This is a genomic window from Parasedimentitalea maritima (assembly GCF_005771405.1).
Lineage (GTDB): Bacteria > Pseudomonadota > Alphaproteobacteria > Rhodobacterales > Rhodobacteraceae > Parasedimentitalea > Parasedimentitalea maritima.
In genome coordinates this window covers 659598-676255 of sequence record NZ_VAUA01000001.1, presented here as the reverse complement: position 1 = coordinate 676255, position 16658 = coordinate 659598, and the positions used below count along the sequence as shown (strand labels likewise).

Sequence of the window (16658 nt, the reverse complement as noted above, 5' to 3'; positions counted from 1 at the left end):
GTAAATATGTAGCGGCCCCAAACTTGGCACAATTTTCCCTTAATTGACGGTTGCGTTAACCACTTGGTAACTTGTGAAGCAAACGAGTTACACATTCGACAAAGATCAATGAAGATGAGGCAAACAAGACACTACCTGGCCTAATTCCGGGTAGGAATATCCATTCAAACTATAGACAAATGACTTAAAATTGTCGCATGATACACCAAAATAGGCCGCAAAAGACGGTCGATGAGCGACAATACAATCAGGCACCTGCGTAGCTAAGCTACGGATAACAGGTAAATTAGCGAGCGGTAAAACTATGAGCACTGTCGGATACATCGTCCGTGATATGACGGGCACGAAACAGCACGGCAATTTCGCCGAAGGCACTCCCTCCACCATTGATACAGGTTTGTCAAAAGACATATCCCTGAATCTTGCCCCTTCGGATGTTGAAAGCTATGCGCGTCGCGGACAAGATCTGCACATCACGCTGGCCAACGGTGAAAGCCTTGTTCTGGACGGTTATTTCAACACATCGGCAACTGGCGGCAAGAACTTGTTCTTAAGCCAGGAAGGTGAATTTATCGAAGTGGTTCTGGAGGATCGCGCCGAGGGGATGCTGTTTGCATCTTATGAGTCGCTTGATCTGACCGGAAAATGGAGCGCCTACGACGAGATGGTGTTCCTTGACGTTGATCGCATCGAACCTGTTGTTGCCCCTCTGATTGCCGCACCCTTTCTCGGTGGCGGCGTTGCAGCCGGAGCCGCAGTGGTTGGTGGCGCAGCAGTTCTAGGCGGCGGAGGCGGCGGCGGCGGAGGCTCTACCGATACAACACCGCCTACAGTTGACGTCACTGCGGGCACTCAATCCACTGGTCACGTCGTGAATGCTGACGACCATACCAACAACCCTACAATCACCGGCACCGGCGAGCCCGGCGCAACGGTTTCATTGGAAATAAACGGCACCACACGAACCACAACGGTCGCTGATGATGGGAGCTGGTCGGTTAGCTTTGACACCAGCGAGATTTCAACCGGTGAATATGACACCGACATTACCATTGTCACAACTGACGCAAGCGGCAACAGCACCACCACAACTGATGTGTTGGAAGTCGATACCATTGCTCCTACCGCCTCAACAGACACAGTTGAGGGCGACGATGTTATCAACGCCGTAGAAGCCTCTGATGGTGTTGTTCTGACGGGCACAGGTGAAGCCGGTGCCTCGATTGAAGTCACGTTCCAAGGTGAAACTCAGACAACCACTGTTGCCAGCGACGGCAGCTGGTCTGCCAGTTATGCAGCGTCAACCATCACTGCGGGCACCTACGACAGCACCATAACTGTAGTGTCGACGGATGCGGCCGGGAACAGCTCGACTTCGACACACACAGTCACAGTCGACACCACAACCAGCGTTTCCATAGATTCACTATTGGCTGGCGACAACGTCATAAACGCAGCTGAACATAGCAGTGGCGTGACAGTGACAGGCACCGCCGAAGCGGGCTCAACTGTAGTTGTCACCCTAGGTTCGGTGACCCACACGGTTACCACAGACGCAAGCGGCAACTGGTCCTCGACATATTCCAGTGCCGAGATCCCGACTGGGACATATACGTCCACTTTAACCGCTGTTTCGACCGACCTGGCTGGCAACACAGCAACCACCACAGGTTCAGTAGCCGTTGATACAGTCGCACCAACTGCCACTGTAAACACCGTCGAAGGCAACGATGTTATTAATGCAGCCGAAGCCTCGAACGGGGTCCTGCTAACTGGCGCCGGAGAACCTGGTGCGTCGATTGACGTGACATTCCAAGGTGTAACACAGTCTACGACCGTTGCAGCCAACGGGAGCTGGTCAGTCAATTATGCGGCATCCAGCGTTGCCTCAGGCACCTACGGCAGTGTTGTCTCGGTCGTCACTACAGATGCAGCTGGCAACAGTTCGACTACCACGCATAATGTTGCCGTAGATACCGAGACAAGTGTCACACTCGATGCTGCTGTTGCTGGGGACAACATCATCAATGGATCCGAGCGTAGCGCTGGTGTGACCCTGACAGGAACCGCCGAGGCGGGTTCCTCTGTGATTGTGACCATGGGCGCGGTCAGCCACACGGTGACTGCTGATGCCAGTGGCAACTGGTCCTCTGCATTTTCCAGTGCTGAAATCCCATCTGGCGACTACAATGCTACGATCACTGCAGTTTCAACCGATCTGGCGGGCAATACAGCGACAGCAACCGGAAACGTTGCGATCGATACAAGCACTTTTGTCAGTATCGACGGCAACCAAGCTGGCGGTGACAACATCGTTAGTCTGGCCGAAGCACAGGCCGGCGTCACGTTGACAGGCGTTGCTGAGCCTGGAGCCACAGTTATTGTGACGGTTGGTGGGGTCAATCGTACCGCAACTGTGGATGCCTCAGGAAACTGGTCAGCCTTGTTTGAATCCGGCGCAATTGCTTCGGGCGAATACAGCACAACAGTCAGCGTGACCTCCACAGATTTGGCCGGCAACTCTCGGACCTCTACGGCGCCTCTGACTGTTGACACGTTTGTCGACAACCCAGATGTGACAACTGTGACATTCAACGGCAGTGGCGATGTTCGCCGCATAAGCACCGAGGGCATTGGCGACACCTATACTGTACATAGCCTGGAAGCTGGGGGCGTTGTCAGCGTCCCAGCTGCAACGCAAGATCCACTTCTTCCGTCGGAAACTGAATTCACCTTTGGCACGCCAGTCTCAGATGGGACTCATCTGGTGATCTCAGGCACAGACGCAGTGGGCAACAGCGCGAGCACCCTGTTGGTACTTGAAGACAACGCAACAGAGGTCGGATCAACTGACCACACCGGTCTGTCGCAATTCAACGTCGACACTGTGAATCTCGATTATGCTGAGAACGTAAACCTCACCCTGACCGAAGCTGATATCAGAGCTCTGTCCAACAACTCGGATACTGTCACAATCCACGGCGGCACTGACGACACAGTCAATGTGTCTGGGGCGGTCGCCACTGGCGCGACACAGGTGCACAATGGTCAAGTCTACGATGTCTACACCATCGGTAGTGACGGCGCGACTTTGGTGATCGAAGACGACATCAACGTGATCATCTGATCATCCGACCCGGCGGCCCATAGCAGGCAGCCGGGTCCAACAAAAAACCCGAAAACAAACGGGCAAGAGGGCACTATGCACTTGGGACGACGTATCAGCGCGATAGCACTGCTATGCAGCCTGTCTGCCTGTGCAGACACATTGCCGTTCTTGAACAGCTCGACTGCTGAAACAGACGCATCCCAACAAAGCAACTTCTCCCAGCCGGAAGGGGATCAAAGCTCCGAGGTGATCGCCACCCTGCTAGAGCGCCGTTCCTTGCTGGAAGAAGGAAGTTCTTATGATACTGTCGGCACCGCGGCACTCGACGCCTCAGCGCGATCATCCGAAGCAGAACTGACAAGCGCAAAACTCCGGGCTGAAGCCAGTTTGAAAAACTGGCTTCCCACCCTTGGGCCCTCAGTCAGTCTGACCGATCTGGGAGACCTGGTGGCTGGGATTCTGATCGAACAGGTATTGTTCGACAACGGACGACGTAAGGCCGAGCGTGAATTTGCAGCCGCAGACGTTGAAGTCGCGGCCGTAAACCTGTCAATCGACATGAACAATAGGGTTGAAACCGCAGTAGCGCTATATGTTTCAGCCCTACGTGGTGACGAGAAAGCAGCTTTGGGCAGTCGTGCCTTGGGCAGAATGCAAGAGTTTGAACGGGTTGTCCGTGGCCGTGTCGAAGGCGGTGTATCGGACGGGGCAGACCTGAGGGTAGTGCAAAGCAAAATTGACGGCATCCGATCAGCGCGTGCAACAGCAAATGACGCGGCAACGACTTCACGCGCCGAGCTTAAGGCGCTGACCGGACAAGAGTTCGACATCGCGCCAACACATTTGTCGCTGGGCACACCCGCCGAAGGTTCTCATTTCTTGACCGTTCTAAAGGCCAGCGCAGAAGCAACCCGTACCGTCGCACAAACCAAAGTTGAGCGCTCCGGGCTGCTGCCTCAGGTGGCGGCTGCAGGAAGTGCCACCACCGACGGCTCTGGAGCGGGATTGACACTGGATATGCCGACGCCGCTTGGATTTGGCACTCCTGCCCTGCTTAAGGCCATTGAATCGGCGCGAGAAACTGCCCAACGGCAGGTTGCAGAAGCGGAAGAAGACGCGCGCCGCAACTATAGCCGCCAGACCCAGCGACTGGCGTCCTACCGCCGGCAGGAAGCAGAAGCCGCCTCCCTTGCCCGCACCAGCCGCGAGACTTATCACTTGTTCCAAGCACAGTTTGATGCTGGACAACGCTCCGTTCTGGATGTGGTCTCAATTTATGAAGAATGGGTGCAGCGCGAACATGCCCATATCGATGCCAAATACGAAGTTGTGCTGATCCAACTCGCACTTGCCCGGGATCTTGGCATTTTGGCGGACGGAGATGCAATTTGACCCAGTTTGAGGATCAGAAACCGCCTGCCAAAAGCAACAGCGCAGGTGTTGTGAAGATGACCAAGGCGGTGACCCTGACTATGGGCCACTCCAAACCGTCAGCATCCGACCAACCTATTGCCAATCCACAGTCGCAGGTCTCAGTGCAGCCCCCTGCCCCGGCTTACAGCACCAATGACAGTCAGGAAGTCAACGCCCTGATCGAGGGCACAGCCGCCCGCATCGAACACCGCGCCACTCTTATTTCTACCTTTGCGGGTCTCAAGGGTACCGAGGTGCCTGTCAGCGATTTGAGCGAATATCTGTGGACGCACAGCCCAGGCGAAGAAGTCACTCTTGATCTGCTGGCCGATGCCCTGGAAACCACAGGCATTCTTCCCAAGATCAGCCACAATGCCCAGGTTCGTCCTGAGACATGGCCGGCGCTGACAATGATGCGCGGAGGTCAATGTGTTTTGGTGTTGTCGCAGAACGGTGACACTCTCTCTATCTTTGACACCACCTGCCCTGACAACCGCGCTGAAGTTCCAGTGAGTGAATTTGCGCCGGTTTTTAGCGGAACCACACTAACCGGGCGCGCCTCGCTGAAGCAAATGGCAGCACGCCATACGCCCAAACTGGCCAATGATCACTGGTTCTGGGGCGAGTTCCCAAAATATCGCCGCCAAGTCGGTGAAATCATGCTGGGATCACTGGTGTCCAACCTGTTGGCGGTCTCTGTCGCCTTATTCTCCTTGCAGGTCTATGACCGGGTGATCCCGCACCAGTCTCAGGCGACATTGTGGGTCCTAGCGATGGGTGCACTTCTCGCCATCGGTCTAGAGGCGATGCTGAAGCTGGCACGCGCGCGATTGACAGACGCGGCTGGTCGACAGATCGAATTGTCGGTGCAACGCAACCTGATGCAGCGTCTCATCGGGATGCGTTCGGATAAAAAGCCGCTCCCGCCTTCGGGTTTGTTTGCCGCGATGCGGGATTTTGGCTCGGTGCGCGAGTTCTTTACGTCCTCCACCATCGCCACCCTGGCTGACGTGCCTTTTGTTGCCGTATTCTTGCTGCTTGTCGCTTCAATTGCCGGGCCAATTGTCTGGGTCATTGTATTGGGCGGCATACTGATGCTGCTACCCGCCTATTTCATGCAGAAACGCATGATTGCCCTAACCCGCCAAACCCAGGGTGCAAATGCCAAAGCCGGACGTCTGCTGCACGAGGTGGTGAGCGAACTGGACACCCTGAAAACGCAACGCGGTGAAGAGCGCATGTTGCGGATTTGGGATGAGCTGAATGCACTGTCATCGCAGTCCTCAACTGAACAACGTCGCCTGTCCAGTGCCCTGACATATTGGTCACAGGGCATTCAGCAGGTTACCTATGTTGCTGCGGTGGTGCTTGGCACATTCATGGTGTTTGCCGGTGAGTTCACAGTAGGAACCATAATCGCCACCGGGATCTTGACCAGCCGCACTCTGGCACCGCTGACCCAATTTGCAGGTACAATGGCCCGCTGGACCAATGTCAAAGCTGCACTCGAGGCATTGGACGCCATTGCGCTGGCACCGCAGGAAAAAGAGGCCAACCGGTCCTATTTACGTCGTCAGACGTTACAGGGCCGCTTTGACCTGCGCGAAGTTGAATACCGCTATGAAGAGGATGGTGCTCCGACCTTGGATGTCGCCGGCATCGCTATTACGCCAGGCCAGCGCATCGCGGTACTGGGGGCCAATGGTTCAGGTAAGTCGACACTGCTTAAGGTCCTCTCGGGCCTGTATAGCCCCGACCGCGGCCGGATAATGATCGATGGCACCGACATGGCCCAGATCGACCCCCGCGATTTGCGCCGCAATATCGGGTATCTCAGCCAGGAAGTTCGACTGTTCACTGGTTCGCTACGTGACAACTTGAATTTGAACCAACTGGAACGCAACGACGAGCGGTTGTTGCACGCGCTGGATTTTGCTGGCCTGGGCGCCTATGTGCGAGGCCACCACAAAGGGCTCGACCTGCAGATCAGTGATGGCGGCGAAGGGTTGTCAATTGGGCAACGACAATCCATTGGCTGGGCGCGACTGTGGCTGCAAGACCCATCCGTTGTACTTCTCGACGAACCCACCGCCGCGTTGGATCAAACACTTGAACGCACTTTGGTCAGTCGGCTCGAAACATGGCTACAGGGCCGCACAGCCGTGATAGCCACTCACCGCATGCCAATCCTGTCACTGACCAACCGGACCTTGATCCTGCAAGCCGGCCGTATGGTTGTGGATGGGCCGCGCGATCAGGTCCTGGCTCACCTCGCCGCCGGGGAAGGTAAATGAGCGAAGCCGAAGAGGATCTAGCCGCATCGACACGCGGTGCCAGCCGGATCATCTATCTTGTCGGGCTCGCTCTGGTTCTCTTTCTGGTTTGGGCTGCGATTGCCTGGGTTGACGAGATCGTGCGCGCCGATGGCGAAGTTGTCTCTTCATCGCGTGCTCAGATTGTACAAAACCTTGAAGGTGGTATCCTCGCCGAGCTTAATGTTCATCAGGGTGATTCAGTGGCTGCCGGTCAGGTCCTCGCCAAGCTACAAGATACCAAGTTTCGGGCTGCGAAAGACGACCTGCAAGACCAGATCGACGCACTTGAAATCCGGCGCCTGCGCCTCGAGGCCGAGATGGAGGGCGCATATGATTTTATGGTCCCCGAAGAACTGGCGAAACGATCCGCCCAGACACTGTCATCGGAACGGGCATTGCTAAACGCACGCCAAACCAATTTTGCAGGCCGCCGCGATGGTGCCCGCGAGATTATGGATCAGTTGCAAGACGAACTGACCAATATGGAACAGCTATACCAAAAGAAAATTGTCGCCCTGATCGAGGTGAACAAAGCCAAACAAGCTGTCAGCGACGCGCGCCTGAAGTACAATGAAATCGGAACTCAGGCTGGTTTGGAATTGGCCGAGGAGTATTCACAAACGCTGCAGGATCTGACCTCGCGCAGGCAGGATTTTCGTCTGGCAGAGGATCAACTAAACCGGACCGTAATTACCTCACCTATGGCTGGCATCGTTAACAGCCTTGCTATCACAACGATTGGTGGCGTCATTCGCCCGGGTGAAGAAATTCTGGAAATCATTCCAATGGGCGAAGAGCTGTTTGTCGAAGCGCGTGTAAAACCTGAAAATATCGCCAGTGTCGAACCCGGTCAGGACGCGACAATAAAACTGTCGGCCTATGACTACACAATCTACGGCACCCTCAAAGGCAAAGTGGATTTTGTATCGGCTGATACGTTTGAAGATGAACGCAATCCTCGAGCACCGCCCTATTACCGCGTGACTGTCAGGGTTGATAGATCAGGTTTGACCGAGAGACAGCAGGACATCGAGATCCGCCCGGGCATGCGAGCGACGGCTGAACTTCAGACCGGTTCAAAAACTATCCTGCAATACCTGCTCAAACCGCTTTACAAATCCCGCGAGGCATTTCGGGAACCCTAAAAGCACCAACGGCTTGCATCCCCCAGGATACAAGCCGCTGTTGGTGTTAGCGCAGATCGACAACGTTGCCCGGTGGATTAGCCCGCCCGACGGATCAGCAGCTGTACAGCTTGGTCAAGAGTCGTCCCAATTGATACTCGTCTGTTCCCCATCGCGGCCTTTGCTGATACAACCGAGACCACCCTTGGTGCCTGTCCAGGTGTAACAGCTAGCACCGGGGCACCGGAGGCTCCAAATTCAACCCGGCAAGACATAACCAAGGTCTCACTCTGGCGTGCAAGCACGTGGCAGGGTTGTTCCAAGCTCGGTCTGGTTGCTTGCAGGTGAGTATAGGACAGAACCCCCACCGCATCGCCCCGCTGAGGAGCAGCAGCCATAGCAAAAGGCTGGATTTCACTGCGACTTATTGGCCGGTCCAGCCGAAGGACGGCGATATCATGCCCAATCTGCGACTCTCCTTGACGCCGAAACTGATACTTAGGGTGCACAGCAACCTTGGTAACCGTTCTAGCAGCTTTTATCCTGCGACCGTTTAGGCCCGCCTCGAATCTGATCGACGAAGGCTTGATGGCGCGACCAGAATGCTGATCATACAGGCAATGCGCCGCTGTCAGCACAAGGTTCGGCGCAATTAGTGCACCGGTACACATACTTCGCCCGGCAATGTTCAACCGACCAACGGCCTCCCATCCGGGTACGGATCTGACGCTTACAGACGGATCACCCGCCGTCGCGCCTTGCGGCATTGCCAGCATTAGGCAAGCCGCGACCACTCCAAAAAATAGTCTCATCATCCACTCCAAATTCCCACGTCGTCATCGTCATTCAGGCGTGCGGCTGGAATGAGGCCCAATGTTGCAAAGCATGGACTAATTCATGGACAGATTGTGACAGTCTTAACAATTTACTAACCCCCCAGGTTATTGTTTCCCAACATGCCAGTAAAACATGGAAATAACACAGGGTTTCGGTAACATTCGTTAACTTTTTTTCTAAAATACTAATAAAACATGAGCTTATTTCTTAAGCCACCACCCCCGATTGTTAGGGTTTGGCACGGTCTTGGTAACAAATTGGCGATTCGAATCCTCTGTTTCACGTCCAAGTTGGGCAGCATGTCCTCTATTGAGCCCAGATTTGGTCCAAAATCGGCGTTCAAAAACCTTAACGAAGGCCCCAATCTATTAATGACCCCCACGCAGACTTTGAGGATGAACACTAACACTACAGAACTCGGCCCAGGACCGCGCTCATTTATGAGGCCACAAAATGTTGCATTAGCAGAGCTTGAAAGTGGTGCGATCCTGCTGTTTTCAAGCTGAATTGATAGTTCTCCTGTTCAAGCGCAAACCTCGCCCCATTTTGTATCTCCGACAGTCGCGGCCAGGTCACAATTTCAAACAATGGAAAACCGGTCCGTTTTCGGCTATGCTTTTGGCTTGGGAGATGCGCATGACACAACGACTTGCCGCCGTTCTTGCTGCCGATATGGTTGGTTATAGCCGCCTTATGCAGGCCGATGAAGCGGGTACCATTGCCCGACTGCGCACACATAGGCTGGAACTTGTCGACCCAACCATCCTCGAAAACCGTGGTCACATTATCAAAACCACTGGTGATGGTATGCTGGTTGAGTTCCCCAGTGTCGTTGACGCGGTGCAATGTGCCGTCAAAATCCAAACCATCATGAAGCGTCGAAATCGGGATGTGGCGCAGGACCAACGCATTGAATTTCGTATCGGTATCAATCTGGGGGATATTGTCTTCGAAGAGGGGGATATTTTTGGCGACGGCGTAAACATTGCTGCCCGCCTGGAGCAGTTGGCCGGGACAGGCCAAGTCTGTGTATCTGGCGCAGTGCACGATCAAGTGTCGGGTCGACTTGGGGTTTTCTTCCAGGATCTTGGCGAGCAACACCTAAAAAACATGAAGCGTCCGGTCCAAGCTTATCAGGTCAAACTCGACATCCAGAAGGCTAATGACCCTCTTCACGAGGAGCCACAGTCAACGGCCACTAGCAGTGCTATCAAACCAACAATTGCGGTGTTGCCCTTTGACAATCTAAGCGGAGACCCAGAACAGGAATTCTTTGTTGATGGTCTGACCGAAGATATCCTGACCGAACTGAGCCGCCGACATGAACTATTTGTAATCTCCCGCAACTCGACCTTTGTCTACAAAGGTCAAGCCGTGAACCTGCGCGATGTTGGCGAGAAATTAGGCGCACAATATTTGGTTGAAGGCAGTGTTCGCAAATCCGGCCAGCGGCTGCGAGTGACAGTGCAGTTGATAGACACTGCAAATGACGCCCATATCTGGGCCGAGAAATACGACCGGACCCTTGATGACATTTTTGCCATTCAGGACGAAATCACCGCGGCCATTGTGGCAACACTCCCTGGTCGGATCGAAGCCTTGCAGCAGGATCAGGCCGCGCGCAAAAAACCAGGGAACCTTGCAGCCTATGAATGCATGTTGATGGCCAAGGTCCTGCACCACCGCAGCTGTCAGGAAGACAACGCCAAGGCGCTTGATCTGGTCAACCGCGCCATTGCACTGGATCCAGAATATGCCCATGCCCATGTTTGGCGCGCCTGTATTCTGGCACAAGGCTGGGGCTATGGATGGTGCAAGGACAAAGACGCGACCTTTGCCTTGGTGCAAGAGTCCAGCCAACGCGCCGCCCAATTTGACGACAACGATGCTGACATTCACCGCGTATTGGCGGCAATCGACATCATGCATCACAAGTTCACCCGGTCCCAGTACCATCAAGAGCGGGCGTTGGAGCTGAATCCAAATTATGACTTGGTGGTCGTACAAATGGGTGAACTGCACACTTGGACCGGAAACGCCGCCAAAGGAGTGGAATGGATCACCAAAGCCATGCGCTTAAACCCACATCATCCCCTACGGTTCTGGAGCCATCTGGGCAAAGCGCATTTTACTAACAAAGACTATCGCGCGGCGCTTGCCGCTTTTGAGCATCTGCCATCCCTGGATGCTGCACAGCATACCTTTGTGGCTGCCTGCCATGGCTGGCTAAGCGATCCACAATCAGCAGCTGCACAACTTGAGCAGTTACTAGATCTAGATCCAAACTTCGGCATGGAAGAGCTGCAGGCCACCCTGCATTACCAAGATGAGGTCGACCTGGAGCACATATGTACGGGCTTACAAAAAGCAGGTTGGAAGGAATGCCTTACAAGCCAAAACAGTGATCAGCTCCAACCCACATGACCCGGTCTGCGCGACAAAGATCGGAATTTATACGATAAATTAATTGGGCAAAACTGGATTTCGCGTCCTCCCCTCCTATCCTTATCTCCAATTGTCGATTGCCTAGGCGTTTCAATCGCCACTAGTCGACGCGGACAGGCGGGATATTTCCGATATGGTCATTGCGATTGTTCTGGTTCTTATAGTTGTGGGTTCGGTAGCGTTTCACATGCTCAGCCCGTGGTGGTGGACCCCTATTGCGTCTAACTGGGGCTATATCGATACCACTCTGGTCGTCACCTTTTGGATCACCGGCATTGTCTTTGTGATGGTTGTCCTGTTTCTGGCCTACTGTGTCTTTGCCTTTCGCCATCGCGAAGGTCACAAGGCCGTATTCGATCCCGAGAATAAGCGGCTTGAAGTCTGGTTGACCGTCATCACCGCCATCGGTGTCGCAGCCCTGCTGGTGCCTGGTCTGTTCGTCTGGAAGCAATTTGTCACCGTGCCGGACAACGCCACCGAGGTTGAGGTCGTAGCCCAACAATGGAGCTGGAACTATCGGCTTCCCGGCGAGGACGGTCGGCTTGGCACGTCTGCGGTGGAACATATCAGTGACGAAAACCCGCTGGGCATCAACCCATTTGACCGCTTTGGCAAGGATGACGTGATCATCGAAGGCGGAGAACTGTATCTGCCCAAGGGACAGCCGGTGAAGATGCTGCTGCGGTCGATTGACGTGCTGCACAATTATTACGTGCCCGAGTTCCGCGCCAAGATGGACATGGTTCCCGGCATGGTCACCTTTTACTGGTTCACACCCACCCGGATCGGAGAGTTCGAGGTCTTATGTGCCGAGTTCTGCGGCACCGCTCACGGGTTTATGCGTGGCGACGTCTATGTGGTGAGCCCCGAAGAGTATCAGGAGTGGCTGTCAGAACAGGACACTTTCGCTGATTATGCTGCAGCCGCCAAACCCGAACAGGACACCCAAATTGCACATAATAGTCAGCCCTAAAGTCGCGGGGCAGATAAGGACACAAGACCATCACCGCCTCAGGTGAGGTCACACAGGAGGAACAGAATGGCCGACCTGCCCCATGACACGGACCCTCAACTACCGCCGGCCGAGGTTGCGGATGTTATGCCGCCCCACGCGCACAGTTGGTGGAGCCACTATGTGTTCTCGCAGGATGCCAAATACATCGCCATCCAATATTCCGGTACTGCGATCGCCATTGGGCTGGTTGGACTGGTGCTAAGCTGGCTGATGCGGTTGCAACTGGGGTTTCCCGGTATTTTCGACTTCATCACCCCAGATGCCTATTACCAGTTCATCACCATGCATGGGATGATCATGGTGGTGTACCTGCTAACCGCAGTGTTTCTGGGCGGGTTTGGCAATTACCTGATCCCATTGATGGTAGGCGCCCGCGACATGGTGTTTCCCTTCGTCAATATGCTGAGCTTCTGGATTTATCTGCTGGCGGTGCTGGTGCTGGTCGCCAGCTTCTTTGCCCCTGGTGGTCCAACCGGCGCAGGCTGGACGCTATACCCGCCACAAGCAATCCTGTCGGGCACACCGGGCGGTGCGCAGTCGGGGATTATCCTGATGCTGGTGTCGCTGATCCTGTTCATCATCGGTTTTACCATGGGCGGGTTGAACTATGTGGTCACTGTACTGCAGGCCCGCACCCGTGGCATGACCATGATGCGGTTGCCACTGACGGTCTGGGGTATTTTCACCGCAACCGTGATGGCTTTGTTGGCCTTTCCAGCCTTGCTGGTCGCCGCCATTATGATGCTGTTTGATCGGTTGCTGGGCACCTCGTTCTTTATGCCGGCCCTGGTCGAGCTGGGTGAGACGCTGAGCTACGGTGGTGGCAGCCCTATCGCCTTTCAGCACCTGTTCTGGTTCTTTGGTCACCCCGAGGTTTACATCGTTGCCCTGCCCGCCTTTGGCATTGTGTCGGATCTGTTGGCGGTGCATGCGCGCAAGAATGTCTTTGGCTACCGCATGATGGTCTGGGCCATTGTCGGCATTGGCGCGCTTAGCTTTATCGTCTGGGCGCACCATATGTATGTCAGCGGCATGCATCCCTATTTCGGGTTCTTCTTTGCCACCACCACGCTGATCATTGCGGTGCCAACGGCGATCAAGGTTTATAACTGGGTGCTGACCCTGTGGAAGGGGGATATCCACCTGACCCTACCCATGCTGTTTGCGCTGGGGTTCATCGTGACCTTTGTCAACGGCGGGCTAACGGGTCTGTTCCTGGGCAATGTGGTTGTGGATGTGCCGCTGTCGGACACCATGTTTGTGGTGGCGCATTTCCATATGGTGATGGGGGTCGCGCCGATCATGGTGATCCTAGGGGCGATCTATCACTGGTACCCGCTGATGACCGGGCGCATGCTGAACCAGGCTATGGGGCATTTCCATTTCTGGATCACCTTTATCGGGGCCTATGCCATCTTCTTCCCCATGCACTACGTTGGGCTGGTTGGTGTGCCGCGGCGGTATTACGAGATTGGCGAGCCTGCCTTTATGACCACACCAGTTGAAGGTTTGAACGCCTTTATCACTGTGGCGGCACTGACGGTTGGCGCAGCGCAGATGGTGTTCCTGTTCAACCTGTACTGGAGCAGTCGCCATGGTCGCGTGGCAGGGTCCAATCCCTGGAAAGCGACAACACTGGAATGGCTAACCCCTGTGGTGCCGCCAGAACATGGCAACTGGGGCGATGATCTGCCGCTGGTTTATCGCTGGGCCTATGATTACAGCCTGCCCGGTGCACCCGAGGATTACATCGTTCAAACAGATCCCGGGCCCAAAGCACCGACGGCGGGGCCGTTATGACGGTTATTCTGACCTTTCTGGCGATGATTGCCGGGATTGCCGGATGGTGGCTATCGCGACAGGGATTAATGTCAAAACCCTGGCTTGAGTCCGTTGGTCCATTGCCCCAGACCGAGCCATCGCACCCGCCACCGTATCGGCTGGGCACCGCGGTGCTGTTGGCAGTGATCGGCGGATTGTTTGCCATGCTTGGCAGCGCCTTTGTCATGCAGATCGATGAAACCCCCTGGCAATTGGCCCCACTTCCCAATCTGGTTTGGCTCAACACGGGTCTGCTGGTGCTTAGCAGCTTGGCCCTGCATTTTGCGTCCCGCGATGACGGCCAAGGCAGACAGATCTGGTTGATTGTTGGCAGTGTGACCGCAGTCGGGTTCCTGTTGGGACAGCTCCAAATTTGGACCACGCTGACCCAGAACGGCTATGAGCTGTCTGGCGCGCCCGCTGCCAGCTTTTTCTATCTGATCACCGGCTTACACGGGCTGCACATACTAGGCGGGTTGGTGGCTCTGGGTTGGGTCTGGCTAAGGCTGTCCCAAACCGACGAGCGCACGGACCGCGAAGCCCCCATCGGATTATGCGCTTTGTACTGGCATGGTTTGCTGGTGATCTGGCTGCTGCTTTTGGCCCTGTTGTTGGGGCTTGGAAATGAATTTCTGGCGCTGTGCCGCAGCGCTTTGACCTGAGGAGGAGATCCTGATGCAGGAGGCACCCCTGAAACCACCCTCTAACCCGCCAACACCGGGGCTGCAGGGGTTTGTTGAGGACTGGAGCTCGGATCAGCGGGCGTTCAAAAAGGTGTCCTGGGGCAAAGCGATGATGTGGATTTTTCTGCTGAGCGATACCTTTGTCTTTGGCTGTTTTTTGGTCGCCTATATGATTGCGCGCAGTTCAACCGTGACAGAATGGCCCAACGCCAGCGAGGTCTTTGCCCTGCATATTGGCGGGGTGGAACTGCCCTTGATCCTGATTGCTATCATGACCTTTGTGCTGATCACATCGTCAGGCACCATGGCGATGGCGGTGAACTGCGCTTACAGCCGCGCGCGTAAACCCACCGCATTGCTGATGCTTCTGACCGCCGCACTGGGCGCGGGTTTTGTTGGGATGCAGGTGTTTGAGTGGTCAAAGCTGATCCATGAAGGCGTGCGGCCCTGGGGTAATCCCTTTGGTGCAGAACAGTTTGGCGCCAGCTTTTTCATGATCACCGGCTTTCACGGCACCCACGTTTCGATCGGGGTGATATTCTTGCTGATTGTAGCACGCAAAGTCTGGAAAGGTGAATTTGACCGTGATGAGCGCACTTGGATGTGCAGCGGCAAGGGCGACTACGAAGCGGTCGAGATCATGGGCCTGTACTGGCACTTTGTTGATCTGGTCTGGGTGTTCATCTTTGCATTTTTCTATCTGTGGTAGGGGGCCGACATGTCGCAATCCGAGGATCATGAAGAACATCAACAACATCCGTTGAAGGTCTATTTCGTGTGTTGGATCTTGCTGTTTGTCCTAAGCGCGGGATCTTACTTCGTCGATTATGTGCAGCTGCAAGGGCTTTTACGCTGGAGCCTAATCCTGATCTTCATGATGCTAAAAGCCGGGCTGATCGTGGCCGTGTTCATGCATATGGCCTGGGAACGCTTGGCGCTGAGCTATGCTGTTGTGCTGCCACCGATCGCTATTTTGATGTTCATGGTGATCATGATGTTTGAATCCGACTACACGGCGCTGACCCGGATGGAGGAATTCAGTCCTTAGGATCTATGGCTACAGAACCGTCTATCCGAACCAAACGGCGGTATAGGTGCCAGGTCGTGTGCCCCAAAACAGGTAGGGCCACAATCAACCCTGCCAGTGCCGGCAGGCTACCCAGTATCAGGATCAGCGCAACGCAAACTCCCCAGCCAAGCACAGGCAACGGGTTCTTCAATGTAGCCAGAAGCGACACAACAACCGCAGTTTTAAGGCTCACGTGTTGATCCAGCAGCAGCGGGAATGCGACGACAGTTGTCCCCAACGCAGTAAGCGCAAAACAAAACCCAGTCAAATGACCGAGGATCAGCAAACGCCACCCCCTACCCGTCCCTATTACGTCGACCAGCAATGCCAGTGGTCCAGAAGGGGTGCTGCTGCTTCCAAACAGCGATAGATACAACCATTCAGCTGTCAGCAACCAAGCAAAGAACAGCACCAGCAGCCATAGTGCCAGCATTGCAATGGTTGGAAACGCAGGCGAGCGCAGGGCGCTGAACCAATGTTGCCACTCGATTTCCAACCCCAGCTCGCGGCGACGGCTGATTTCATACAGGCCCAATGCTGCAACCGGCCCAAGCAAGGCAAACCCGGCCAACAGCGGGTAGATCAAATGCCATGCGTTTCCTTGCGATGCCCATAGAAATAAAGCCAACCCAATCACCGGGTAGATCAGCAGAGCAAAAAAGTAATGCGACGGCGTCTCGAGGAAATCCTGCAACCCACAACTCAGCACCTCCGGGAGGTCGTGCAACCCAATCCTGCACACAGAAATTATGGTACCTTTGCGGTGCATTGCTTCGGTGGGTTGAGAGAGTGTCATCTGGCCTCCTGTCAGGTCGGGCAGAAACAGC

General features: G+C 55.0%; 12 protein-coding genes. 10 read left to right on the top strand and 2 right to left on the bottom strand.

What is annotated here, in order from left to right; translation table 11 throughout:
- Positions 1-304: 304 nt before the first annotated feature.
- From FEE96_RS03345 to FEE96_RS03330, 4 genes are all read left to right on the top strand, one after another.
- Positions 305-3127, top strand: coding sequence for an Ig-like domain-containing protein (locus tag FEE96_RS03345; protein WP_138161564.1), 2823 nt, complete (start codon positions 305-307; stop codon positions 3125-3127).
- A 75-nt stretch (positions 3128-3202) separates the two neighbouring features.
- Positions 3203-4501 carry a TolC family protein gene (locus FEE96_RS03340; protein WP_138161563.1) on the top strand — a complete coding sequence of 433 codons (1299 nt, stop codon included), beginning with the start codon at positions 3203-3205 and terminating at the stop codon, positions 4499-4501.
- A 56-nt stretch (positions 4502-4557) separates the two neighbouring features.
- Entirely contained in the window at positions 4558-6816 is a 2259-nt protein-coding gene (locus FEE96_RS03335; protein ID WP_138161669.1) for an ATP-binding cassette domain-containing protein, read from the top strand.
- Entirely contained in the window at positions 6813-7982 is a 1170-nt protein-coding gene (locus FEE96_RS03330) for an HlyD family type I secretion periplasmic adaptor subunit (RefSeq protein WP_138161562.1), read from the top strand. The genes FEE96_RS03335 and FEE96_RS03330 overlap by 4 nt, the downstream gene beginning before the upstream one ends.
- A gap of 77 nt (positions 7983-8059) precedes the next feature.
- Here the strand turns inward: FEE96_RS03330 and FEE96_RS03325 are convergent, their stop codons facing one another.
- Positions 8060-8773 (bottom strand): trypsin-like serine peptidase, encoded by a 714-nt coding sequence (locus FEE96_RS03325; RefSeq protein ID WP_138161561.1) that lies wholly within the window; start codon positions 8771-8773, stop codon positions 8060-8062.
- A 661-nt stretch (positions 8774-9434) separates the two neighbouring features.
- Between FEE96_RS03325 and FEE96_RS03320 the strand changes: the two genes are divergently transcribed.
- The 6 genes from FEE96_RS03320 (at position 9435) to FEE96_RS03295 (ending at position 15810) form a co-directional block, all read left to right on the top strand.
- Positions 9435-11222, top strand: coding sequence for an adenylate/guanylate cyclase domain-containing protein (locus tag FEE96_RS03320; protein WP_138161560.1), 1788 nt, complete (start codon positions 9435-9437; stop codon positions 11220-11222).
- A 154-nt stretch (positions 11223-11376) separates the two neighbouring features.
- Complete coding sequence (locus FEE96_RS03315) at positions 11377-12216, top strand: cytochrome c oxidase subunit II (protein WP_138161559.1); 840 nt, start codon at positions 11377-11379, stop codon at positions 12214-12216.
- Positions 12217-12282: 66 nt separating this feature from the next.
- Complete coding sequence (locus tag FEE96_RS03310) at positions 12283-14058, top strand: cbb3-type cytochrome c oxidase subunit I (RefSeq protein ID WP_138161558.1); 1776 nt, start codon at positions 12283-12285, stop codon at positions 14056-14058.
- Complete coding sequence (locus FEE96_RS03305; RefSeq protein ID WP_138161557.1) at positions 14055-14741, top strand: cytochrome c oxidase subunit 3; 687 nt, start codon at positions 14055-14057, stop codon at positions 14739-14741. The genes FEE96_RS03310 and FEE96_RS03305 overlap by 4 nt, the downstream gene beginning before the upstream one ends.
- 13 nt (positions 14742-14754) lie before the next feature.
- Positions 14755-15471: a heme-copper oxidase subunit III family protein gene (locus tag FEE96_RS03300; RefSeq protein ID WP_138161556.1), complete on the top strand. Its 717-nt coding sequence runs from the start codon at positions 14755-14757 to the stop codon at positions 15469-15471.
- Between the two features lie 9 nt (positions 15472-15480).
- Positions 15481-15810 carry a cytochrome C oxidase subunit IV family protein gene (locus FEE96_RS03295; RefSeq protein WP_138161555.1) on the top strand — a complete coding sequence of 110 codons (330 nt, stop codon included), beginning with the start codon at positions 15481-15483 and terminating at the stop codon, positions 15808-15810.
- On the opposite strand, the gene FEE96_RS03290 is transcribed toward FEE96_RS03295, so the two are convergent.
- Entirely contained in the window at positions 15800-16627 is an 828-nt protein-coding gene (locus tag FEE96_RS03290; protein WP_138161554.1) for a DUF2189 domain-containing protein, read from the bottom strand. The genes FEE96_RS03295 and FEE96_RS03290 overlap by 11 nt on opposite strands.
- Between the last annotated feature and the right edge of the window lie 31 nt (positions 16628-16658).

Coding starts and splice junctions, on each gene's coding strand:
- FEE96_RS03325 (WP_138161561.1), bottom strand. CDS start 8,773: ATGAGACTATTTTTTGGAGTGGTCGCGGCTTGCCTAATGCTGGCAATG.
- FEE96_RS03305 (WP_138161557.1), top strand. CDS start 14,055: ATGACGGTTATTCTGACCTTTCTGGCGATGATTGCCGGGATTGCCGGA.
- FEE96_RS03295 (WP_138161555.1), top strand. CDS start 15,481: ATGTCGCAATCCGAGGATCATGAAGAACATCAACAACATCCGTTGAAG.
- FEE96_RS03310 (WP_138161558.1), top strand. CDS start 12,283: ATGGCCGACCTGCCCCATGACACGGACCCTCAACTACCGCCGGCCGAG.
- FEE96_RS03330 (WP_138161562.1), top strand. CDS start 6,813: ATGAGCGAAGCCGAAGAGGATCTAGCCGCATCGACACGCGGTGCCAGC.
- FEE96_RS03320 (WP_138161560.1), top strand. CDS start 9,435: ATGACACAACGACTTGCCGCCGTTCTTGCTGCCGATATGGTTGGTTAT.
- FEE96_RS03300 (WP_138161556.1), top strand. CDS start 14,755: ATGCAGGAGGCACCCCTGAAACCACCCTCTAACCCGCCAACACCGGGG.
- FEE96_RS03335 (WP_138161669.1), top strand. CDS start 4,558: ATGACCAAGGCGGTGACCCTGACTATGGGCCACTCCAAACCGTCAGCA.
- FEE96_RS03315 (WP_138161559.1), top strand. CDS start 11,377: ATGGTCATTGCGATTGTTCTGGTTCTTATAGTTGTGGGTTCGGTAGCG.
- FEE96_RS03345 (WP_138161564.1), top strand. CDS start 305: ATGAGCACTGTCGGATACATCGTCCGTGATATGACGGGCACGAAACAG.
- FEE96_RS03290 (WP_138161554.1), bottom strand. CDS start 16,627: ATGACACTCTCTCAACCCACCGAAGCAATGCACCGCAAAGGTACCATA.
- FEE96_RS03340 (WP_138161563.1), top strand. CDS start 3,203: ATGCACTTGGGACGACGTATCAGCGCGATAGCACTGCTATGCAGCCTG.